This window comes from Stenotrophomonas sp. AG209 (assembly GCF_003550055.1).
GTDB lineage: Bacteria > Pseudomonadota > Gammaproteobacteria > Xanthomonadales > Xanthomonadaceae > Stenotrophomonas.
Genome location: NZ_QXDB01000004.1, coordinates 94,774 through 116,068, shown reverse-complemented (window position 1 = coordinate 116,068; position 21,295 = coordinate 94,774). Strand labels below are relative to the sequence as shown.

Genomic DNA, 21,295 nt, shown 5'->3' with positions numbered 1-21,295 from the left:
GCAGTGCCCGCCGCCAGCCGAAGCGTGCTCTGGTAGTGCCGGCCGCTGGCCGGCATCGCCTACCGCTTACTCCAACGCGTAGCGCAGGGTGAACAGCACCGCCACCAGCCACACCGCCGGATGCACTTCGCGCCAGCGGCCGGTGCCGGCCTTCAGCGCCGCATACGCGATGAAGCCAAACGCCAGGCCATTGGCGATGGAGTAGGTGAACGGCATCGCCAGCGCACACAGTGCGGCCGGCACCGATTCGGTCAGGTCGCTCCAGTCCACTTCCACCAGTTCGCGCAGCATCAGGCCGGCCACGAACAGCAGCGCCGGCGCGGTGGCATAGCTGGGCACCATCGCCGCCAATGGCGAGAACAGCAGCGCGGCCAGGAACAGCGCCGACACCACCAGCGCGGTCAGGCCGGTACGGCCGCCCACCTGCACGCCCGAGGCGCTTTCAGCGAAGGCCGTGGTGCTGCTGGTGCCGAGCATCGAACCGGCCACGATCGCCGTGCTGTCGGCCAGCAGCGCGCGGCCGAAGCGCTTCTGCGCGCCCGGCAGCTTCAGCAGGCCGGCACGGCCGACCACGCCGTACAGGGTGCCGGTGGCATCGAACACTTCCACCAGCACGAACACCAGCACCACCTGCAGCAGCACCGCGATCGGCGCACCGCCGTCATGGTGCAGCAGGCCCGGCAGGTCCAGCTGCAGGTAGGTGGGCGCCAGGCTCGGCGGCAGCGAGACCAGGCCCTGGTACTGCACGTCGCCCAGCGCCCAGCCGGCGCCGGTCACCGCCAGGATGCCGATCAGGATCGCACCGCGGATGCGGCGTGCTTCCAGCACCGCGATCAACAGGAAGCCGGCCAGCGCCAGCAGTGGCGGCGCGGTGTTCAACGGGCCCAGCGCCACCAGCGTATCTTCGTTGCCGACGATCACGCCGGATTTCTGCAGCGCGATGATCGCCAGGAACAGGCCGATGCCGGCCACGATCGCCGAGCGCAGCGACGAAGGAATGCCCGACACCAGCCACGCCCGCACACCGGTCAGCGACAGCACCAGGAACACCAGGCCGGAGATGAACACTGCACCCAGTGCCTGTTGCCACGGCAGGCCGGCAGCGCCGACCACGGTGAACGCGAAGAACGCATTCAGGCCCATGCCCGGCGCCATGCCGACCGGGAAGTTGGCGGCCAGCGCCATCACCGCCGACCCCAGCGCAGCGGCCAGGCACGTAGCCACGAACACCGCACCCGCATCCATGCCGGTGGTGCCGAGGATCTCGGGGTTGACGAAGACGATGTAGGACATCGTCAAGAAGGTGGTGACACCGGCCAGCAGCTCGGTACGCACGGTGGTGCCGTGCTGCTGCAGCTGGAACAGGCGCTCGAACAGGGACATGGGGTCGCTCATGGGTAGATGCCGGCCGCTGGCCGGCATGCATGGTCGGTACATATTGCAAAAGGAGAAAGGCCGCGCGAGCGCGGCCTTTCCTGTTGCCTTACTTCAGCGCCTTGAAGCGCAGGCGCTTCGGCGCAGCGTCGTCGCCCATGCGGCGGCGCTTGTCTTCTTCGTACTCGCGGTAGTTGCCCTGGAAGAACTCCACGTGCGAGTCGCCTTCGAACGCCAGGATGTGGGTCGCGATGCGATCCAGGAACCAGCGGTCATGCGAAATGACGAAGGTGTTGCCCGGGAACTCCAGCAGCGCATCTTCCAGCGCACGCAGGGTTTCGATGTCCAGGTCGTTGGACGGTTCGTCGAGCAGCAGCACGTTGCCACCCTGCAGCAGGGTCTTGGCCATGTGCAGGCGGCCACGCTCACCACCGGACAGCGAACCGACCATCTTCTGCTGGTCCTGGCCCTTGAAGTTGAAGCGGCCGATGTAGGCGCGCGACTGGATCTCGATGCCGTTGATGTTGAGGATGTCCAGGCCGCCAGCGATTTCCTGGAAGACGTTGTGGTTGCCTTCCAGCGCGTCGCGGCTCTGGTCCACGTAGGACAGCTTCACGGTCGGGCCGACCACGATCTCGCCGGTGTCCGGCTTTTCCTGGCCGGTGATCATCTTGAACAGGGTCGACTTACCGGCACCGTTCGGGCCGATGATGCCGACGATGGCGCCGGCCGGCACCAGGAAGTTCAGGTTGTCGAACAGCAGGCGGTCGCCGAACTTCTTGGAGACGTTCTTGAACTCCATCACCGCGTTGCCCAGGCGCTCGCCCGGCGGGATGAAGATTTCATTGGTCTCGTTGCGCTTCTGGTAATCGACCGACTGCAGCTCTTCCAGGCGGGCCAGACGGGCCTTGCCCTTGGTGCGGCCGCCCTTGGCGTTCTGGCGCGACCACTCCAGTTCCTTCTGGATTGCCTTCTGGCGAGCCTTTTCCTGGTTGTCTTCCTGCTTCAGGCGCTCGTCCTTCTGGGTCAGCCAGTCGGTGTAGTTGCCCTTCCACGGAATGCCGCGGCCGCGGTCCAGTTCCAGGATCCACTCGGCGGCGTTGTCCAGGAAGTAGCGATCGTGGGTGACCGCCACCACGGTGCCGGTGTAGCGCGCCAGGAACTGTTCCAGCCATTCCACCGACTCGGCGTCGAGGTGGTTGGTCGGTTCGTCGAGCAGCAGCATGTCCGGCTTCTGCAGCAGCAGGCGGCACAGCGCCACGCGGCGCTTCTCACCACCGGACAGCTTGCCGACGATGGCATCCCACGGCGGCAGGCGCAGCGCATCGGCGGCCACGTCCAGCTGGTTTTCCAGGGTGTGCGCGTCGCCAGCGGCCAGGATCGCCTCCAGGCGCTCCTGTTCCTTGGCCAGCGCGTCGAAGTCGGCGCCTTCCTCGGCGTAGGCCAGGTACACCGCGTCCAGCGCGGCCTGGGCCTGCAGCACTTCGCCCACGCCTTCCTCGACCGCTTCACGCACGGTCTTGGTCGGGTCCAGTTCCGGTTCCTGCGCCAGGTAGCCGACCTTGATGCCCGGCTGCGGGCGGGCTTCGCCCTCGAAATCGGTGTCCACGCCGGCCATGATCTTCAGCACGGTGGACTTGCCGGCGCCGTTCAGGCCCAGCAGGCCGATCTTCGCGCCCGGGAAGAAGGACAGCGAGATGTCCTTGATGATCTGCCGCTTGGGCGGGACCACCTTGGACACGCGGTTCATGGTGTAGATGTATTGCGAGGACATGAGGTCTCCGTAGGCGCGGCCCTGCGCCCGGCCCGTCACGGGAACATCCCGGTGCGGCAGCGGGCACAGACTGAAAAGGTGTACCCCCAATTATAGCCGGAACCGGTTCCGGGCCGCGCCTGGAAGGGGTGGCCGGGCTGGCCGCGGCCTGAATACCTCGTCACAGTCCTGCAGCGGGAAGCGTTTCCAGCCGGAAACGGTTCAGATCGGGTGCGCAATATGGGCTCACCACCCACCCGAGCAGAGGTCTGACATGCGCATCAATCGAGTAATGGCCGGCGCCGTGGCCTCTGTGCTGGCGTTCGGCGCCGTGGCCCCGGCCTTCGCCGACAACGACCACCGCCGCGACCATGATCGCCGCGAGTGGCGCGAGGACCGCCGCGAATGGCGCCAGGACCGCCGTGACTGGGAGCGCGACCGCCGCGAGGCCCGCCGCGACTATCGCCAGGACCGCCGTGAATGGCACCGTGACCATGACCGTTACTACCGCCCAGCGCCGCCGCGCGTGGTCTATCGCCCGGCACCGCCGCCGCCGCGCTACGGCAGCTACGGCTGGCGGGTCGGCTCCCCCTATCGCAATTACTACTCCGGCCCGGTCTACGTGGTGAACGACTACCCGCGCTACCACCTGCGTCGCCCGCCGTATGGCCACCACTGGATCCGCGATGACCGCGGCAACATGCTGCTGGTCGCCATCGCCACCGGCGTGATCGCCCAGTACGTGCTCAGCGGCCGCTGAGGATCGCGGCTGGGGTCGGATCCCTTTCCGACGGAAAGGGCTCTGACCCCACAGCATCAATCGAAACCATACGGGGCCGGATTCCTTCGGGGATGCCGGCCCCGTCTGTTTCGGCCCCAGCAGGCCGGTGCAGGGCTACAATCAAGGGCTGAGTCGTACCCCTTTTCCCTGCCTGCTGGAGTACCCGATGTTCCCGCGTGACGTCCGCATCGAATCCTACGATCCCGAACTGGCCAAGGCCATCGCCGCTGAGACCCAGCGCCAGGAAGACCACGTCGAGCTGATCGCCAGCGAGAACTACACCAGCCCGGCGGTGATGGAAGCCCAGGGCAGCCAGCTGACCAACAAGTACGCCGAAGGCTACCCGGGCAAGCGCTACTACGGCGGCTGCGAATACGTGGACATCGCCGAGCAGCTGGCGATCGACCGCCTGAAGCAGCTGTTCGGCGCGGACTACGCCAACGTGCAGCCGCACAGCGGCTCGCAGGCCAACCAGGCCGTGTACTTCGCCCTGCTGCAGCCGGGTGACACCATCCTCGGCATGAGCCTGGCCCACGGCGGCCACCTCACCCACGGCGCCAAGGTCAACGCCTCGGGCAAGCTGTTCAACGCCGTGCAGTACGGTGTGAACGACCAGGGCCTGATCGATTACGACGAAGTCGAGCGCCTGGCCCTGGAGCACAAGCCGAAGATGGTCGTGGCCGGCTTCTCGGCCTACTCGCAGGTGATCGACTGGGCGCGCTTCCGCGCCATCGCCGACAAGGTCGGTGCCTACCTGTTCGTCGACATGGCCCACGTCGCCGGCCTGGTCGCCGCAGGCGTCTACCCGAGCCCGCTGGAACACGCCCACGTGGTCACCTCGACCACCCACAAGACCCTGCGCGGCCCGCGCGGCGGCATCATCGTCGCCAAGGGCGCCGACGAAGACCTGGTCAAGAAGCTGCAGTCGATCGTGTTCCCGGGCATCCAGGGCGGTCCGCTGATGCACGTCATCGCCGGCAAGGCCGTGGCCTTCAAGGAAGCGCTGGAACCGGGCTTCAAGGCCTACCAGCAGCAGGTGGTGAAGAACGCCCAGGCGATGGCCAACACGCTCATTGCGCGTGGTTACAAGATCGTCTCCGGTGGCACCCAGAACCACCTGATGCTGGTCGACATGATCGGCAAGGACGTGTCCGGCAAGGACGCGGAAGCCGCGCTGGGCAAGGCCCACATCACCGTCAACAAGAACTCGGTGCCGAACGACCCGCGTTCGCCGTTCGTGACCTCGGGCCTGCGCCTGGGTACCCCGGCGGTGACCACCCGTGGCTACGTCGAACAGGATTGCGTGGAACTGGCCAACTGGATCGCCGACGTGCTCGACGCACCGAACGATGACGCCGTCATCGCCCGCGTGCGCGATGCCGTCAGCGCGCAGTGCCGCAAGTATCCGGTCTACGGCTGATCGCAGCAGGGGTCAGAGCCCTTTCCTGACGGAAAGGGATCCGACCCCGAAGCCCGGATCGAAGCAGGGGTCGGATCCCTTCCCGCAGGGAAGGGCTCTGACCCCGCCATCAGGAATCCCGCGCATGGATGAGCGCCGCCTCAAGTACCTGTACACCGCGCTGGCGGTGCTGTTTGGCCTGCCCAGCCTGTTCTTCGGCGGCGCGGGCGCCTGCATCGCCCTGGTCATGGGCGTGATCGGACTGATCTCCCTGGACGCGGACAAACTCTGGTTTGCTGCCGGCATGTTCGCGTGGGGCGTGTCCGCGATTACCGGTCTGGTGGCCTGGGTTGCACTCAGCATCTTCTGGCTGCGCGATGGGGCACGGGGCCTGCGCATGGCATCGCGCCGTTGGTGGTGGCTGCTGGGCATGGGTGTGCTGGCGGCCCTGCCGTTGCTGGCGATGGCGCTGTACTACTTCACCGAGCTTGGTCCATCCGTGCTGAGCGGGCTGTTCGCCGGGCCGTCCCTGTGGGTGCCTGCTGGCATGCTGATGCTTCTGTGTCTGCGTGGGCGGCGCTCTGTCCAGGAGTCCTCTCACCGTGGATGAAGCCGTGCACAAGCGCCGGGTCGGGCTGTCCCTGCTGCTGGGCATCCCGATCATCGCCGCCGCAGGCACGTTGGCGGTGCTTGGGCTGGTGGTGGCTCCCGACTACCTGACCGCCATCGAGCTGCTGTGGGCAGGCGCTGGGCTCATCGGGCTGCTTGCCTGGGGGGTGTTGGCTGGCCTGTTCCTGTGGCGCGGTCAGGCCGCGCTGTGCGCGGCACCCTGGCCCCTTTGGGGAGGCCTCGGGCTGGGCGTGCTGGCCGCCGTGGGGATGGTCGCCGTCGCGGTGCATCGGGTGTTTACCGATCCGGACCTGATTGTGCTGGCCTATCTCTTCCTCGGCCCGCCGTTGCTGCTGCCGGCGGCACATCTGGCGTGGCTGCGCTGGGCACGCGCGGCCACGCTGCCGCCCGCACCTGGTTGAGCGGGTAGTCCAGATACCCCGGGATGCTCTGATTGGCCGAAATGCAGGCGCTTGCGCGCAGACAGCATTTGCTGCTGCGCCCCTTCTCAGGTACCTTTGCGACGCTGCCATGACCGTGGCAATAGGTACTTTCCTGAGCCAGGCGTTCCATGCACTGCCCCTTCTGCCAACATGCCGATACCCGGGTCATCGACTCGCGCGTCTCCGAAGACGGCGCGACGATTCGCCGTCGGCGTGAGTGCGAAGCCTGCGGCGAGCGCTTCAGCACCCTGGAAACGGTCGAGCTGAAACTGCCTGCCATCGTCAAGAGCGATGGCACCCGCGAGGCGTTCGACCAACGCAAGGTGCGTGCTGGCTTTGACCGCGCGCTGCAGAAGCGCGCGGTGCCCGAAGACAAGATCGAAGCGGCGGTGCGTGCGGTGGTTCACCAGCTGCGCATCAGCGGCGAGCGCGAAGTGCCCTCGATCAAGGTCGGCGAGTTCGTGATGAACGAACTGCGCAAGCTCGATCATGTGGGCTATGTGCGCTTCGCGTCGGTCTACCGCAGCTTCGAGGACGTCGCCGATTTCCGCGAGGAGATCGAGAAGCTCGAGCGCGACCTGCCGTCCAGTACCGAACAGCTGCAGCTGCTGGGCGATGTGATCGCCCTGACCAAGAAGAAGAAGGGCTGATCGCCCCGGTAGATGCCAACCTTGGTTGGCGCCGTACGCTTCATCCACGCATGGCGTGGATCTACACCGCGACCAACGGCGCTACCATGGTCGCATGACCACCCCGTTCTCCGTCCTCGACCACCTGCACATGGCCAACGCACTGCGCTTGGCCGAGCGCGCCGCTTACACCACCCGCCCCAACCCGATGGTCGGCTGCGTGATCGCCCACGGCGAACGCGTGGTCGGGCAGGGCTGGCACCAGCGCGCCGGTGGACCGCACGCTGAGGTGTTCGCGTTGCGCGAGGCCGGCAGCGAGGCCCGCGGTGCCACCGCCTACGTCACCCTGGAACCCTGCGCGCACTATGGGCGCACGCCGCCGTGCGCGCTGGCCTTGATCGAAGCAGGCGTGTCGCGCGTGGTCGCGGCAATGCGCGATCCGTTCCCGAAGGTCGATGGGGGTGGCTTCGATCTGCTGCGCAATGCCGGCATCGAGGTCGCCGAAGGCCTGATGGCGGCGCAGGCACGTGAGCTCAACAAGGGCTTCCTGTCGCGCGTGGAGCGCAATCGGCCGTGGTTGCGGGTGAAGCTGGCCGCCAGCCTCGATGGCCGTACCGCGATGGCCGATGGCAGCTCCAAGTGGATCACCGGCCCGGCCGCGCGCGAAGACGTGCAGCACTGGCGTGCGCGCGCGGGTGCGATCCTGACCGGCGCCGACACGGTGCTGGCCGACGACCCGATGCTGACCGTGCGCCTGGCCGATACCGAGGTGATGCCGCCACTGCGTGTGGTGCTGGATTCGCGCCTGCGCTCGCTCGAATGCAGCCGCGTGCGCGAGGACGGGGCACCGACGCTGTACCTGCACGATGCTGCAGTGAGTGCACCGGATGCGGCCGACGCCGAATTCGCCAGCGTGCCCTGCATCGATGGGCGGCTGGACCTGGGTGCGGTGCTGGCGCTGCTGGCCGAGCGCGGCATCAACGAGGTGCATACCGAAGCCGGCGCCACCCTGGCCGGCGCCTTGCTGCGCGGCGACTGGGTAGACGAACTGCTGCTGTATCAGGCGCCTACGCTGCTGGGCGACAACGGTCGCCCGCTGCTGGCTGGCCTCGGCATCGATGCCATGGACCAGCAGCGCCGCCTGCGCGTGGTCGATCAGCGCCAGGTCGGCGAGGACATCAGGTTGCTGCTGCGCCCGTGATGGAATGACGCGGAACGGGGGCGACGCCCTTGTCGTCAGGCGTCTTCGTCGTCTTCTTCGCCGACGGGGCACTGGCCCTTCCACTGTTGCTTCCACAGCGCATGCAGGTTGCGGCAGTACGCACCCAGTGCCTCGCCCGGCAGTTTCTTCGCCTTCAATCGCAGCTGGTGACGGGTAAAACCGTCGTCGTACTCATGGGGCAATACCAACACGGCGCACTGATCGTGGTACATCAGGAACGCGTGGCAGTCGTCGTCTTCGCTCATCCACGCATCCAGCTGCCTGTCGCTCAGCAGGGTTGACTCGAAGGCAACTGCTGGGCGGACCGAGAAGGTCGTAATCCTGGACTTGGGTACTTTGGCTTCCCCGCACGCCATCAGCGTCAGCAGCGCCATCAGCATGACCGTGGTCGACGTCGTACGATGTTTCATGCGGGTGCCCCGGTGGAAGAGGGCAACAGCATTGATCATGCAGGCCGCATAGGGCCATGCAACGGTTCTGAAAGTGCGGATGCAGTCGTCATCCGCGGCCGTGAGCCGAAATGCGGCCCCGCGCTACCCGGAATCGTCCGGCAGGTGTTCGTTCCATTCGAAGAACGGCAGGAAGGCGTCGGCCACCAGCGCCATCAGCGGGCCCGGGTCGCGCATGCGCCATGCGGGCCGGTCGCCGCTGCGCTGGAAGGTCAGCGTGCCGCTGTGCACGCGGTCTGGCGCGTTGTGCATCGCTGTCGTGTAAGCGGCCGCCAGGGGCGCGGACATCTGCGGCGGATGCGGCCCGTTGAAGGGCACACGGTGCTGGCTATAGAGCGGAAGCAGGCCCGACAGATCCGGAAGTCGGCAGTGATACGCCACTTCGGCAACGTCGCCGTCATGGCCCTTCGGCCAACGCACGCCATCGGCCTTGCACTGCGCCGAGGCCTGCCGCGTGCGCAGGGCCTGTGCAGCAGCGGGCCATTCCGCGAGCTCGGGTGCTTCATCCAGTTGGCTTGCAGCCGTCAACGCGGCAACGAAGGCCTTTGCGTCATCCGTCTCCAGCTGCGCGGCCAGCGCCCTTTGCGCAGCGGCATCGCCATGCACGATCACCTGTGCATGCAGATCGAACAATCGCGCCGGCGATGCCACTTCGGCACCGGCCAGCGCACTGCAAGGGGCCAGCAGCAGTGCGGCCAGCCCCAGGTGTTTCAGCGGAACCATCTCAGGCGCACGCGTCGGTCCACATCATCTCGGCGATCGGGCGCAGCGCCTTGCACTCCTGGGTCATCTCGTCGGCCGACTTTACCTGGGCCTTGGCCTTCAGTTCCTCGGCCATCGCATCCACGCCGCTGAGCTGGTCCGGCGCGATCTTCGTCACGCAGGCGCGGTGCTGCTGCAGCAGCAGGTCGCAGCCGGGTACGCCGGTCACCTTCGGTGCGTTGGCCGCCTGCGCGTCCTGCATCCAGTCCTCGAACGGTGCCAGTGCGCCGGCCACCGTGCCCACCAGGTCGTCGAAGTTGCCGCTGTACCAGTAGCCGTTGTCCTTGGCCGGGTACAGGGTGAAGGTGCCGCTGACCGGTATGCGCGCACCGCTCTGCAGCGCCTGGGTGTAGGCGTCGGTGAACTGCTTGCGCGAGGCCGGGCTGGCGTCGGATGCAAGGCTGGCGGCGAACAGCGGGCGCACGTCGCCCAGGTCGGGCACCTGGCAGCTGAAGGTGATGCGCGCCAGCTTCTGGTCTTCGACGTACTCGTTGTCTTCGATCACGCTCTTGGTCGCGCGGCACTTCGAATCACGCAGGGCCTTGGCATACAGCGCTTCGGTGGCGGCCGCGTCGGCCTTTGCGCCGCTGCTGGCAAGCACGACCTGCCACGGTTCGGCCAGCGCCTTGGCCAATGCGCCCGGGTTCGGGGTTACCGCATCCTGGCCGTCGAAGGCGGGCTTCAGCGCATCGTTGAGGGTGCGGGTCGCGGCGGCGTCGTCTTCCAGCAGGACGCGCGCATACAGGTCGAAGGCCTGTTCGGGCGTCAGCGTGGCCGGGGCGGCGCTGGCCAGCAGCGGGGCAGACAGCAGGGCGCTGGCCAGCAGGGTACGCAAGGGGGTCTTCATGACGGAGCTTTCCTGTTCCAGAGGCGCGCAAGCCTAGCGCATCCAGCGCTACTTTCGATGGCGACCAGAGGTCACATAGCGGTGTACCCCGGCCAAAAAACGGGCCCCTTGCGGGGCCCGTTCGATCGCACGACGAGGAGCGATCGTTGGATCAGAAGCTGGCGCGCACGCCGGCCGAGTACTGGGTGACGTCGCGGTAGCCCGAGATCTCGCCCACCAGACCCCAGGTCTTGGTGAAGTTGATCTGGCCGCCGACGGTGCCGACCCAGGTGCCCTTGAAGTTGTTGCCGCCATCCATGTAGCCGGCCTTGGCCCAGGCTTCGGTCATGCGCGACGGCTTGCCGCGGATACCCATGGTGACGCGGCCCACGTTGGTGTGATCCTTCAGGCGATCCACCTGGCGGCCGTCGAACGACATCTTGAACTCTTCGTCCAGACGCACCCAGGCAGCATCAGCGGTGAAATCCACGCGATCGGTCCAGGGCATGTGATAGCCGATGCCCAATTCCGGCGACTGCACCTTCTGCTTGATGCGCACCGCAATGTCGTAATAGTTGTGGTTGTAGGTCTTGGTGACAGCGGTGTAGCCGCCAAACACGTGCACCTGCTCGGCAATGGCTACCGAACCACGAATGTAGCCGCCGTCCAGCCTGGGCTTCGAGCCACCACCATTGTCCAGCTGCAGCTGCGTCCAGCCGCCTTCAACGTAGGTGTAGCTCAGGGCGTCGGCCGAAGCCGCGAACGGGGCGGCGGCCAGCAGGGCGGCCACGATCAGGATCTTGCGCATGGGAATTCCTGTGAGTTTCAGTCCATTGGCGGGCTGCCCTCCGGGCGACCCGTGACGACCTCATGTCGTCCGATGGTCGAGTTTAATGAAAATTTCACGGAATGCGAGAGACGACCATCACAGGCCGGGGCAGGCCGGGATTGGGGGGCGAATCTGTGTCCCATCGGGGAAACGGCTCTGACCCCAGTGCTGCTGCGCCACCCGTCCCGGGGGTCAGAGCCCTTTCCTGTGGAAAGGGATCGACCCCGGTCATCCACCCCGTTCAGCCCGGGCTGGTACACTAGCCGCGCCGGTTCGCCGGTACACAAACGTCTTCAGGGCGGGGTGCAATTCCCCACCGGCGGTAGGTGCGCAAGCACGAGCCCGCGAGCGCCCCGGCCCACGGCCGGGGGTCAGCAGATCCGGTCCAATGCCGGAGCCGACGGTCATAGTCCGGATGAAAGAAGACGGTGCCACAGGGCTCATGCCCTGCGTGCGCCTGTTTGCCTTGCGGCGTTTTTCGCTCACTTTTCGCGGAGAACGTTTCTTGTTTACTGGAATCATCGAAGGCGTCGGCCGTCTCGCCGCACGCGAATCCATCGGCGGCGATGTCCGCTTCACCTTCAATGTCGGGAATCTGCCGTTCGACAACGTGCAGATGGGCGAGAGCATTGCCATCAATGGCGTCTGCCTCACCGTCATCGCGTTCGACGCCAGCAGCTTCCAGGCCGATGCCTCTACCGAGACCCTGGGACTGACCACGCTGGGCCAGCTGGGCGAGGGCGCGGTCATCAACCTGGAGCGCGCCATGCGCCCGACCGACCGCCTCGGCGGCCATCTGGTCAGCGGCCACGTCGACGGCCTCGGCCAGGTGCTGTCCATCCACGAAGACGCACGTGCCCAGCGCTGGCGTTTCGCCGCGCCGGCCTCGCTGCGCCGCTACATCGCCAAGAAGGGCTCGATCTGCGTGGACGGCGTCAGCCTCACCGTCAACGAAGTGGACGGCGAAGGCTTTGAAGTCGCCCTGATCCCGCACACCGTGGCCAACACCGCCTTTTCCGCCGCAGGCGTGGGCAGCGCGGTCAATCTTGAAATCGATCTGGTCGCCCGCTACGTCGAACGCCTGTTGGGCGAAGGAGCACGCGCATGAATTTCGCCCCGATTCCGGAAATCCTGGAAGACATCCGCCAGGGCCGCATGGTGGTCATCGTCGATGACGAAGACCGCGAGAACGAAGGCGACCTGATCATGGCCGCCGAGCTGGTCAAGCCGTCGGACATCAACTTCATGGTCACCCACGGCCGTGGCCTGGTGTGCCTGCCGCTGACCCGCACCCGCGCCGCCGACCTCGGCCTGGCGCCGATGGTGCAGGCCAATACCGCGCAGTTCCAGACCAACTTCACGGTCAGCATCGAGGCCGCCGAGGGCGTTACCACCGGCATCTCGGCGCACGACCGCGCCCACACCATCCGCACTGCGGTGAAGCCCAACGCCAAGCCGTCGGACCTGCACCAGCCGGGCCACATCTTCCCGCTGATCGCCCAGCCGGGCGGCGTGCTGACCCGCGCCGGCCACACCGAAGCCGGCGTGGACCTGGCCATGCTGGCCGGGCTGGAGCCGGCCGGCGTGCTGGTGGAGATCCTGAACCCGGATGGCAGCATGGCGCGCCGCCCGGAGCTGGAAGTGTTCGCCCGCGAGCACGGCCTGAAGATGGGCTCCATCGCCGACCTGATCGCCTACCGCCTGGCCACCGAGAAGACCGTTGAACGCGTCGACGAGCGCGAGATCGACACCGAATTCGGCCCGTTCAAGCTGGTGACCTACCGCGACCGCATCGCCCACGACCTGCATTTCGCCCTGGTCCGCGGCACCCCGGATGCGGACACCCCGACCCTGGTACGTGTGCAGGTGGAAAACCCGCTGGCCGACCTGCTGCACTGGCGCCGCGATGATTTCGGCGTGGCCGCCACCGATGCCCTGCGTGCGATCGATGCCGAGGGCGCGGGGGTGATGGTGGTGCTGTCGGCCCCCCGCGACGGCGAAGCCCTGCTGGCCCGCCTGCGCCAGCAGCCGGCGCCGGTGGTGCCGGGCAAGGACAAGGACGTGGGCCAGTGGCGCCGCAATGGTGCCGGCGCACAGATCCTGTCCGACCTGGGCCTGGGCAAGCTGCGCGTGCTGGGCACCCCGCGCCGCCAGATCGGCCTGGCCGGGTACGGCCTGGAAGTGGTGGAGACGGTCACCCTGTAATGGGCACTGCCGGCCAGCGGCCGGCACTACCGGTGGGTGCCGATCCCATGCCACCGGTGGGTGCCGACCGTTGGTCGGCACACCCTGCAGGCCCCCGCCAGCCACGGCCGGGGCCCATCCACGCTAGAATTACCCCCTTATCGAGTCCCCCAAGCCGCATATGAGCCACTACGAAGGCGATCTTCGCACTCCCGAATCGGCGCGCTTCGCCATCCTGGCCAGCCGCTGGAACGCCCGCATCACCGACGCGCTGGTCGCAGGCGCCCGCCTGAGCCTGGCCGGCAACGGCATCACCGAAGCCAACATCGACGTGATCCGCGTACCGGGTGCCTGGGAACTGCCGCTGGTGGCCGCGCGCCTGGCCGCCGCCCACGAACACGCCGCCATCCTCACCCTGGGCTGCGTGATCCGTGGCGACACCCGCCACTACGAACACGTGGCCGACCGCTGCGCCGAAGGCCTGATGCGCGTGCAGCTGGACTTCGGCGTGCCGGTGCTGAACGGCGTACTGGCGGTCGAACGCGCTGAGGATGCCGAGGCACGTGCCGGCGGCAGCCACGGTAACAAGGGCGAGGAAGTCGCACTCGCCGCATTGGAAATGGTCAATCTTCTGGAGCAGCTGCCATGAACAAGAACACCCAGGGCAAGCCCTCCGGTAAACCCGTCCGCCGCGATGGCGTCGATCCGGTGCTGCGCTCGCGCGCCCGTCGTCGTGCCGTCCAGGCCATCTACGCCTGGCAGATCTCCGGCGGCAACGCACAGTCGCTGATCGCCCAGTTCGCCCACGAGCAGGCCCGCGAGATCGCTGACCTGGCGTACTTCGAGGCGCTGCTGCACGGCGTGCTCGACAACCGTCGTGACATCGACGAAGCGCTCGGCCCGTACCTGGACCGTGGCATCGAGGAAGTGGATGCGATCGAGCGCGCGGTGCTGCGCCTGGCCGCCTACGAACTGCGCTACCGCCTGGACGTGCCGTACCGCGTGGTGATCAACGAAGCCATCGAATCGGCCAAGCGCTTCGGTTCCGAACACGGCCACACCTATGTCAACGGCGTGCTGGATCGTGCCGCCGTGGAATGGCGCAAGGTCGAATCGGGTCACTGACCCACCTGTGGTAGTGCCGGCCGTTGGCCGGCAGCTGCAGGGATCCTGAGGTTGCCGGCCAGCGGCCGGCACTACCGCCCACCGCGCCTTGCGCGGCACGTACAACAGCGGGAACGCCCCATGTCCCTGGCCGAATTCGCCCTCATCGACCGCATCCGTGCCCGCACTCTCGAGCGCGACGACATCCTGCTCGGCATCGGTGACGATGCCGCGCTGCTGCAGCCGCGCGCCAACGAACAACTGGTGGTCACCGCCGATACGCTCAACAGCGGCGTGCACTTTCCGGTGGAGACCCCGGCCTTCGACATCGGCTGGAAGACCCTGGCGGTCAACCTGTCGGACCTCGCCGCGATGGGCGCGCGCCCGGCGTGGTGCACGCTGGCACTGTCACTGCCGGAGGCCTCTGAAGACTGGATCGAGGCCTTTGCCGATGGCTTCTTCGCACTGGCCGACCAGCACGACATCGCGCTGATCGGCGGCGACACCACGCGTGGCCCGCTGTCGCTGTCGGTGACCGCGATGGGTCAGGTCGGGCGTGGCCAGGCGCTGCGCCGCGATCGCGCGCAGGTGGGGGACGACCTCTGGGTCAGCGGCACGCTGGGTGACGCCGCCGGTGCGCTGCGCCTGTGGCAGCAGGGCGCGCTGAGCGTAACCACCGCCACGCTGCTGGCCGACTACGAAAGCCTGCGCCTGCGCCTGCTGCGGCCGACGCCGCGTGTAACGCTCGGCCTGCGCCTGCGTGCCTTCGCGCATGCGGCGGTGGACGTGTCCGATGGCCTGCTGGCCGACCTCGGTCATATCGCCACGCGCAGCAACGTGGCCGCGCATGTTGACGCCGATTCGCTGCCGATCTCGCACGCGCTGCGTGAGCTGCTCGGCCGCGACGGTGCACGCGACTGCGCACTGCGCGGTGGCGACGATTACGAGCTGTGCTTCACCGCCGCCGCCGACCAGCGCGACGCGCTGCACTACCTGGCCGAATCGCTGGACGTGCCGCTCACCCGCATCGGTCGTATTGCCGAAGGGCAGGGCGTGCACGTGGATGGCGAAGCCGCCGTCGGCGGTTACCAGCACTTCGCGTAGCCGCAGCGGTACTGCTCTGGTGGGTGCCGACCTTCGGGGTGGGGTCAGATCGATGTTGCTCTGGTAGGTGCCAACCTTGGTTGGCACGAATGTGTCAGCGGCCGGCGGCAACACCGTGTCGACCAAGGTCGACACCTACCAAAGCGGAGGCACATCGGTGCGCTCTGGTAGGTGCCAACCTTGGTTGGCACGAATGTGTCAGCCGCCCGTGGCAACACCGTGTCGACCAAGGTCGACACCTACCAACGCAGAGGCACCTCGGCATTGCTCTGGTAGGTGCCAACCTTGGTTGGCACGAATGCGTCGACCAAGGTCGACACCTACCGAAGCGGGGAGGTTACGCGTGCGGAACCGGCGCACCGAAGCGGTTGTCGCCCGGCGTGCTGGGCAGCAGCAGGAATACCAGCAGCACCAGGCTGACGAACGGCACGAATGCCAGCAGCATCCACCAGCCCGAGCGATCGGTGTCGTGCAGGCGGCGGATGGTCGCCGCAATACAAGGCAAGGCGAACACCAGCCACATCACCACGCTAAGACCGGTCGCGATGAGTGCCAGGCCCTGCGAATCGCTGTAACCGGCATAGAAGCTCAGGATGTACAACGGGATCGAAACGATCACGATGAACAACTGGAACCACCAGAACTCACTGCGGCTGGCGCGCCCGCTGAACTGCGCATAGCGGGAAAGCGGAATCATCATCTTGTGCATCTGGGCACTCCCTGAAAAGAAGGGCCCACTATTGGTGCGCCTGTAATGATGAACCATCGTAATCATTGCAATTGCGCGCAGCGTGCGACTGAAATGGGCGCTTGCCCGCAGTTCGCGTCGTTGGAAGCTCACGCCGCCCGCAACTGCACATCCACATACTCGGCCAGCCCTCGGCAGGCCAGCAGCAGGCCCTCGCGCGCGCCATCGCCCATCTGCTGGTCGATATCACCGTCCACGCGGACGCGTTCGGTGGCGTGCAGCAGTTCCAGCAGGAAACTCAGCCCCGCATTGGCGCGGTCGATGCGCGCCAGGGCCAGGCGTTGCCCGGGTGTGCGGTTGTTGCCCGGCCACGGCTGGCCATCGGCCGCATCGCCCTGGCGAATGTACTGCAGGCAGGCCTGCAACGTGATGGCCCCGGCACTGTTGCCGCTCTGTAGTGCAACGAATGTGTCTTCCAGCGTGCGCGCCAGATCATCCGGCAGGCGCGTGGCGGCGTCGCCCAGGGTGGCGAACAGGTGTGGGTAAGGGGAAGCGGTCATGGCGGCGTCCTTGTGCAAGCGGCAAGGGGCCACCCTGCTTAACGGCGAGGGTGGCGGACGGTGCGTGGTTCCAATACCGGTGGTTAACGTCGTCAAATGCCGGCGGGCACGAGGCCCCCACGCACCGCCCGCCATAGATGCACGGACAGATTGCCTGCCGACGCCACCCAACAAGGAAAGAGCGACGCCGGCAGGCAAGCGTAAACAACATTAACCAAACGGGATTGGAAGCCCGTGCCACCCGTTGTCGGTGGCGCTACATGATTTGCATGAAGGGCCACGTATGCCAATGAGAAAGATTTGAAAATTCGAAAACGTTACAGATGTGCGGCGCGCGCTTCAGTGTGGCAATTGCGACATTCCTTTAGAGCCGAGCTGGGACAGGAGCTGAACAATGTCCACGTCTGTCGCGATCATCCATTGAATGACTGCGGCAGCGGTGGTGATGCTGTTAGGTCGTTCTCCACCCGTTGCCCATATGTCCCCTCCCGAACGTTCCCACAACGCGGCCATCGATGGCCTGCGCGCATTGGCGGTGCTGGCTGTCGTCGTCTTCCACACCAATGCGACGTGGCTGCCCGGCGGCTTCACCGGTGTGGACCTGTTCTTTGTGGTGTCCGGCTTCGTGATCAGCCAGTCGCTGGCCTCGCGCACCCATGCATCGCTGGGTGCCATGCTGCTCGACTTCTACCGTCGCCGCGTGTTGCGCCTGTTGCCGGCGTTGCTGGTGATGCTGATGGCGACCTTCGTGCTGTCGGCACTGTTCATCCCCCGCGCGTGGCGCAATGAGCAGTTCGACCAGACCGGTTGGGCCGCGCTGGTCGGCTTCAGCAACATCGTGCTGGCCGGCCAGCAGGACGACTACTTCTCACCCGGTGCTGAACTCAATCCGTTCCTGCATACGTGGACGCTGGGCGTAGAGGAACAGTTCTATCTGATTTTCCCGCTGTTGTTCTTCGTGTGGATGCGCGGGCGTGAGCGTTGGCCGTGGTCGCGTTGGCTGTTGCCGGTGCTCACCGTGTTGTCGCTGGCGTGGGCGGGCTGGCAGGCGAAATCGGCACCGGCGGCAGCGTTCTATCTGCTGCCGGCGCGATTCTGGGAGCTGGCCGCGGGCGCGCTGCTGTACCAGTGGATGCGTACGCGTACGCCGGGCCAGAACGGTGGCATGGTTGCGGCGGCCGGCCTGGCGCTGCTGGCCGCAGGCGTGGTGATCGCACCGCAGCTGGCGATGCCGGTGCCGGGCGTGCTGGCGACCGTGGCCGGTACCCTGCTGCTGTTGACCAGCGTGACCGTAAGCGGCACGTCCCGCATCGGTCGCGCGCTGGGGTGGGCGCCACTGGCCTTTCTGGGGCGCCTTTCGTATTCGCTGTACCTGTGGCATTGGCCGTTGCTGGTGCTGCTGCGCTGGACGTACGGGCTGCAGGGCCCGGCGCTGTGGCTGTATCCGGTGCTGCTGCTGGCGGTATCCGCTGCGTCGTATCACTTCATCGAGCGCCCGCTGCGCAGTGCGGCGCCGCTGCTGCGCCTGGCACCGGGCAAGGTGCTGGCGACGGCGCTGCCGGTGGTGGCGCTATGCGGCGCAGGCGCCTGGGCCACGGTGGAGTACCACGAGCAGGTCTCGCTGAGCGTGACCCGCGACGGTTATGCATGGCAGGCGCGCCGCTATCCGGCCTGGCGACCGCTGGAGCCGGTGAGTGCGCCAGCGCTCGACGGGCGGCGCCTGTTCGTGGTGGGCGACTCGCACGCGGCGGCGTATCGCACGATGACCAGCATGGTCGCGCGGCAGACCGGCATGGGGGTGCAGCAGCAGGATCGTGGCGGCTGCAGCTTCGTCAACCTGCTGCGGGCCAGCCCGCCGGACTGCCAGGACTTCATTGAGTACGCGTTGTCGACCATCGAGAACGAGGCACGTGCCGGTGACATCGTGCTGCTGGCGGCACTGCGCATGCCGGAGCTGCGTGGGTTCGATTGGCAGCAGCACCACGCACAGCAGATCTATCAGCAACTACTGGCCGAGCGTACGCCGGCCCATGCGCAGGCGGCACGCGATGAGGCTGATCGTGTTCTTGGGCGTTTGCAGAAGCTGGGCGTGCACGTGGTTGTGGATGCACCGCTGCCGTTGTTCAAGGCGGGTGCGTACCGCTGTTCGGATTGGTTCAATCGCCGCAATCCAGCGTGTGCCGGCGGTCTGAGCATGCCGCGTGCGGATCTGGAAATGCTGCGCGTGCCGCAGATGGCGTTGCTGGCGGAGCTGGCTGCGCGCTATCCCGCGTTGACTGTGTGGGACCCGTTGCCGTTGCTGTGCGGGCCGCAGACCTGCTCGGCAGTGGAAGACGGTGAGCCGTTGTTCTTCGACAATGACCATCTGAGCGGGCATGGCAACCGCGTGCTGTTGCCCAGCTTCCGTCAGACCCTGATCGATATCGCGAGCGACAAGCTGTTGTAGAGCCGAGCACGACTCGGCTCTACAGGTAGGTGCGCGGCCTAAACCGGCGGCAGCACCTTGCCCGGATTGAGGATGCAGTCCGGGTCCAGTGCGGCCTTGATCGCGCGCATCGTCGCCAGCGTTTCCGCAGTGAACGCCTGCACCATGAAATCGCGCTTGGCCAGGCCAATGCCGTGTTCGCCGGACAGCGTGCCACCCAGCGCCAGCGTCAGCTCGAAGATCTTCGGCAGCGCGGCATGCGCGCGTGCGTTCTCGTCGGCATCCTCCGGGTGATAGAGGATATTGACGTGCAGGTTGCCGTTGCCGGCATGGCCGAAGGTGACGATGGTCAGCGCGTAGTCGCGTGCCAATGCCTGCACGCCGCCCACCAGTTCCGGGATGCGCGATACCGGGACCACCACGTCTTCATTGATCTTTCCCGGTGCAACGCTGCGCAGCGCAGGCGACAGTGCCTTGCGTGCGGCCCACAGCTGGTCGCGTGCACGGCCTTCCATCGCCACGTCCAGCTCGATCATGCCGTCGCCTTCGGCGGCGCTGGCCAATGCCTGCAGCAGGTAGGGCAGGGTGTCGTGGTCACCATCGGCTTCGACCAGCAGCATCGCACCGGCCTCCGGCACGTCGGCACCATTCAGCCGCAGCAACTCCAGGCTGCGCGCGTCCATGAATTCCAGGCGGGTGGGTACCACCGGTTGCGACATCAACCGCGACACGGCAGCGGCGGCGGCATCGGCATCGCGGTACAACACGCGCAGCCCGGCCTGGCTGACCGGCAACGGGGTCAGCTTCAGCGTGGCTTCCACGATCAGTGCCAGCGTGCCTTCGCTGCCCACCAGCAGATGCGTGAGGTCATAGCCGGTGGCGTCCTTGGTGTAGGCGCCACCGCAGCGGATCACGTCGCCGGTGCCGGTCACCGCCACCAGGCCCAGCACGTTGTCGCGGCTGGTGCCGTACTTCACTGCGCGCGGGCCACCGGCATTGCAGGCAAGATTGCCACCGATGCTGCAGATCTCGGCGCTGGAAGGGTCCGGTGCCCAGAACAGGCCATGCGGGGCCAGCGCCTGCTGCAGGGTGCCGTTGAGCACGCCGGGTTGCACGACCGCGCAACGATCACCGGCGCGGATCTCGACGATGCGGTCCATGCGGGTGAACGACAGTACGATGCTGCCCGGCTGCGGGACCGCTGCGCCGGTGGTGCCGGTTCCGGCGCCACGTGCGACCAGGGCCACGCCATGCGCGCGGCAGGCACGCACCAATGTCTGCACCTGTTCGATGTCGGCTGGCAGCGCCACCGCCGCCGGGCGCTGGCGGCGCCATGAGTTGTCCTGCGCGTTGGCCTCCAGCGCGCTGTCATCCATACGCCAGCCCTCCGCGCCCAGCAGGGCGGACAGTTCGGCAACCAGGGGGGCGGGCAGGGCAGGACTCATGACGGATCTCGTGGGGCAGCAGGAGCGGGTTGGATCAGTTTCCAGGCGACGACGGCGGTAGCCAGCGGCAGCCACACCCAGCGCAGTTCAGAGAGCAGGGTGGCCACGCCGCGCGCGCTAAAGAACTGTGGGGCAAACGGTGAAACGCGGATCGGTCGCCACGGTGCGAAGAAGCGTTGTTCACTCCACGGCCAGGCCAGCGCAACGCCCAGGCCGCCGGAGGTCATCGCATCCAGCAACGGATGGCTGGCGGCGCAGACGAAGACGAACACCGCCGCTTGTACGGTCGATGCCACCGTTGGCCGCGTCTTGGTAGGTGCCAACCTTGGTTGGCACGAAACCGCCGACCAAGGTCGGCGACTACCAAAGAACGCCAACACCGCGGCCAATGCCGCCAGCACGCCGGCAAACAGCAACGAATGGCTGGCACCGCGATGGCCGAACGCATCGGCGTAAGGAATGTGCAGCGCGAAGGCCAGCACATCGGCATCGGGCAGCATCGCCGCGATCACGCCGGCCGCAAGCAGACGCGACGGGATGCGGCCACGATCAGCGGCGCACCAGAGCGCCAACGGCACAGCGGCATGGGTGATGATCGACGGCATCAGTCACGCACCGTGGTAGTGCCGGCCTGGCTGCGCTCTGGTAGGTGCCAACCTTGGTTGGCACAGAAGCGTCGACCAAGGTCGGCCTCTACCAGAGCGGACGG

Annotated in this window: 22 protein-coding genes and 1 riboswitch; of the genes, 12 read left to right on the top strand and 10 right to left on the bottom strand. The window is 66.9% G+C overall.

What is annotated here, in order from left to right:
• Positions 1-66: 66 nt before the first annotated feature.
• Both DFO63_RS17555 and ettA read right to left on the bottom strand, forming a co-directional pair.
• Positions 67-1,383, bottom strand: a complete 1,317-nt coding sequence (locus tag DFO63_RS17555) for an NCS2 family permease (RefSeq protein ID WP_119007444.1) — start codon at positions 1,381-1,383, stop codon at positions 67-69.
• A gap of 100 nt (positions 1,384-1,483) precedes the next feature.
• Complete coding sequence (ettA, locus tag DFO63_RS17550) at positions 1,484-3,148, bottom strand: energy-dependent translational throttle protein EttA (RefSeq protein ID WP_014035954.1); 1,665 nt, start codon at positions 3,146-3,148, stop codon at positions 1,484-1,486.
• A gap of 253 nt (positions 3,149-3,401) precedes the next feature.
• Here ettA and DFO63_RS17545 point away from each other — a divergent pair, with 253 nt between their 5' ends.
• The 6 genes from DFO63_RS17545 to ribD all read left to right on the top strand — a co-directional run bounded on the left by DFO63_RS17545 (position 3,402) and on the right by ribD (position 8,189).
• On the top strand, positions 3,402-3,887 hold the full coding sequence (locus tag DFO63_RS17545) for an RcnB family protein (RefSeq protein WP_119007443.1): 486 nt from the start codon (positions 3,402-3,404) through the stop codon (positions 3,885-3,887).
• 187 nt (positions 3,888-4,074) lie between these two features.
• Positions 4,075-5,328, top strand: a complete 1,254-nt coding sequence (glyA, locus tag DFO63_RS17540; RefSeq protein WP_049443124.1) for a serine hydroxymethyltransferase — start codon at positions 4,075-4,077, stop codon at positions 5,326-5,328.
• Between the two features lie 124 nt (positions 5,329-5,452).
• A complete protein-coding gene (locus DFO63_RS17535; protein ID WP_049443125.1) occupies positions 5,453-5,917 on the top strand; it encodes a hypothetical protein in 465 nt (154 codons plus the stop codon).
• Complete coding sequence (locus DFO63_RS17530; RefSeq protein WP_119007442.1) at positions 5,910-6,338, top strand: hypothetical protein; 429 nt, start codon at positions 5,910-5,912, stop codon at positions 6,336-6,338. The genes DFO63_RS17535 and DFO63_RS17530 overlap by 8 nt, the downstream gene beginning before the upstream one ends.
• 149 nt (positions 6,339-6,487) lie before the next feature.
• Positions 6,488-7,009 carry a transcriptional regulator NrdR gene (nrdR, locus tag DFO63_RS17525; RefSeq protein ID WP_005415256.1) on the top strand — a complete coding sequence of 174 codons (522 nt, stop codon included), beginning with the start codon at positions 6,488-6,490 and terminating at the stop codon, positions 7,007-7,009.
• A 94-nt stretch (positions 7,010-7,103) separates the two neighbouring features.
• Positions 7,104-8,189: a bifunctional diaminohydroxyphosphoribosylaminopyrimidine deaminase/5-amino-6-(5-phosphoribosylamino)uracil reductase RibD gene (gene ribD / locus DFO63_RS17520; protein WP_119007441.1), complete on the top strand. Its 1,086-nt coding sequence runs from the start codon at positions 7,104-7,106 to the stop codon at positions 8,187-8,189.
• Between the two features lie 35 nt (positions 8,190-8,224).
• On the opposite strand, the gene DFO63_RS17515 is transcribed toward ribD, so the two are convergent.
• The 4 genes from DFO63_RS17515 to DFO63_RS17500 all read right to left on the bottom strand — a co-directional run bounded on the left by DFO63_RS17515 (position 8,225) and on the right by DFO63_RS17500 (position 11,055).
• Entirely contained in the window at positions 8,225-8,659 is a 435-nt protein-coding gene (locus tag DFO63_RS17515) for a hypothetical protein (protein ID WP_259337444.1), read from the bottom strand.
• Between the two features lie 84 nt (positions 8,660-8,743).
• Positions 8,744-9,382: a hypothetical protein gene (locus tag DFO63_RS17510; RefSeq protein WP_119007439.1), complete on the bottom strand. Its 639-nt coding sequence runs from the start codon at positions 9,380-9,382 to the stop codon at positions 8,744-8,746.
• Position 9,383: 1 nt separating this feature from the next.
• A complete protein-coding gene (locus DFO63_RS17505) occupies positions 9,384-10,268 on the bottom strand; it encodes a hypothetical protein (protein ID WP_119007438.1) in 885 nt (294 codons plus the stop codon).
• 151 nt (positions 10,269-10,419) lie between these two features.
• On the bottom strand, positions 10,420-11,055 hold the full coding sequence (locus DFO63_RS17500) for a hypothetical protein (protein WP_049443130.1): 636 nt from the start codon (positions 11,053-11,055) through the stop codon (positions 10,420-10,422).
• A gap of 306 nt (positions 11,056-11,361) precedes the next feature.
• Positions 11,362-11,507: riboswitch (FMN riboswitch) on the top strand.
• A gap of 74 nt (positions 11,508-11,581) precedes the next feature.
• Between DFO63_RS17500 and DFO63_RS17495 the strand changes: the two genes are divergently transcribed.
• The 5 genes from DFO63_RS17495 to thiL all read left to right on the top strand — a co-directional run bounded on the left by DFO63_RS17495 (position 11,582) and on the right by thiL (position 15,468).
• Entirely contained in the window at positions 11,582-12,184 is a 603-nt protein-coding gene (locus tag DFO63_RS17495) for a riboflavin synthase (protein ID WP_119007437.1), read from the top strand.
• Complete coding sequence (gene ribB / locus DFO63_RS17490) at positions 12,181-13,281, top strand: 3,4-dihydroxy-2-butanone-4-phosphate synthase (RefSeq protein ID WP_119007436.1); 1,101 nt, start codon at positions 12,181-12,183, stop codon at positions 13,279-13,281. The genes DFO63_RS17495 and ribB overlap by 4 nt, the downstream gene beginning before the upstream one ends.
• Positions 13,282-13,441: 160 nt before the next feature.
• Entirely contained in the window at positions 13,442-13,909 is a 468-nt protein-coding gene (gene ribH, locus DFO63_RS17485) for a 6,7-dimethyl-8-ribityllumazine synthase (RefSeq protein ID WP_049443133.1), read from the top strand.
• A complete protein-coding gene (gene nusB / locus DFO63_RS17480; protein ID WP_005408062.1) occupies positions 13,906-14,385 on the top strand; it encodes a transcription antitermination factor NusB in 480 nt (159 codons plus the stop codon). The genes ribH and nusB overlap by 4 nt, the downstream gene beginning before the upstream one ends.
• Before the next feature lie 120 nt (positions 14,386-14,505).
• Positions 14,506-15,468 carry a thiamine-phosphate kinase gene (gene thiL, locus DFO63_RS17475; protein ID WP_049443134.1) on the top strand — a complete coding sequence of 321 codons (963 nt, stop codon included), beginning with the start codon at positions 14,506-14,508 and terminating at the stop codon, positions 15,466-15,468.
• A 337-nt stretch (positions 15,469-15,805) separates the two neighbouring features.
• Here the strand turns inward: thiL and DFO63_RS17470 are convergent, their stop codons facing one another.
• Both DFO63_RS17470 and DFO63_RS17465 read right to left on the bottom strand, forming a co-directional pair.
• Positions 15,806-16,177 (bottom strand): DUF805 domain-containing protein, encoded by a 372-nt coding sequence (locus DFO63_RS17470; protein ID WP_049443135.1) that lies wholly within the window; start codon positions 16,175-16,177, stop codon positions 15,806-15,808.
• A gap of 128 nt (positions 16,178-16,305) precedes the next feature.
• Positions 16,306-16,716, bottom strand: a complete 411-nt coding sequence (locus DFO63_RS17465; protein ID WP_049438571.1) for a hypothetical protein — start codon at positions 16,714-16,716, stop codon at positions 16,306-16,308.
• 424 nt (positions 16,717-17,140) lie between these two features.
• Between DFO63_RS17465 and DFO63_RS17460 the strand changes: the two genes are divergently transcribed.
• Positions 17,141-19,162, top strand: coding sequence for an acyltransferase family protein (locus DFO63_RS17460; RefSeq protein ID WP_119007435.1), 2,022 nt, complete (start codon positions 17,141-17,143; stop codon positions 19,160-19,162).
• A gap of 38 nt (positions 19,163-19,200) precedes the next feature.
• Here DFO63_RS17460 and DFO63_RS17455 read toward each other — a convergent pair whose 3' ends face one another.
• Positions 19,201-20,586, bottom strand: a complete 1,386-nt coding sequence (locus DFO63_RS17455) for an FAD-linked oxidase C-terminal domain-containing protein (protein ID WP_119007434.1) — start codon at positions 20,584-20,586, stop codon at positions 19,201-19,203.
• The gene (locus tag DFO63_RS17450; RefSeq protein WP_119007433.1) at positions 20,583-21,191 is read right to left on the bottom strand and encodes a metal-dependent hydrolase; all 609 of its coding nucleotides are present in this window, start codon (positions 21,189-21,191) and stop codon (positions 20,583-20,585) included. Before DFO63_RS17450 ends, DFO63_RS17455 begins: the two co-directional genes overlap by 4 nt.
• Positions 21,192-21,295: the final 104 nt, after the last annotated feature.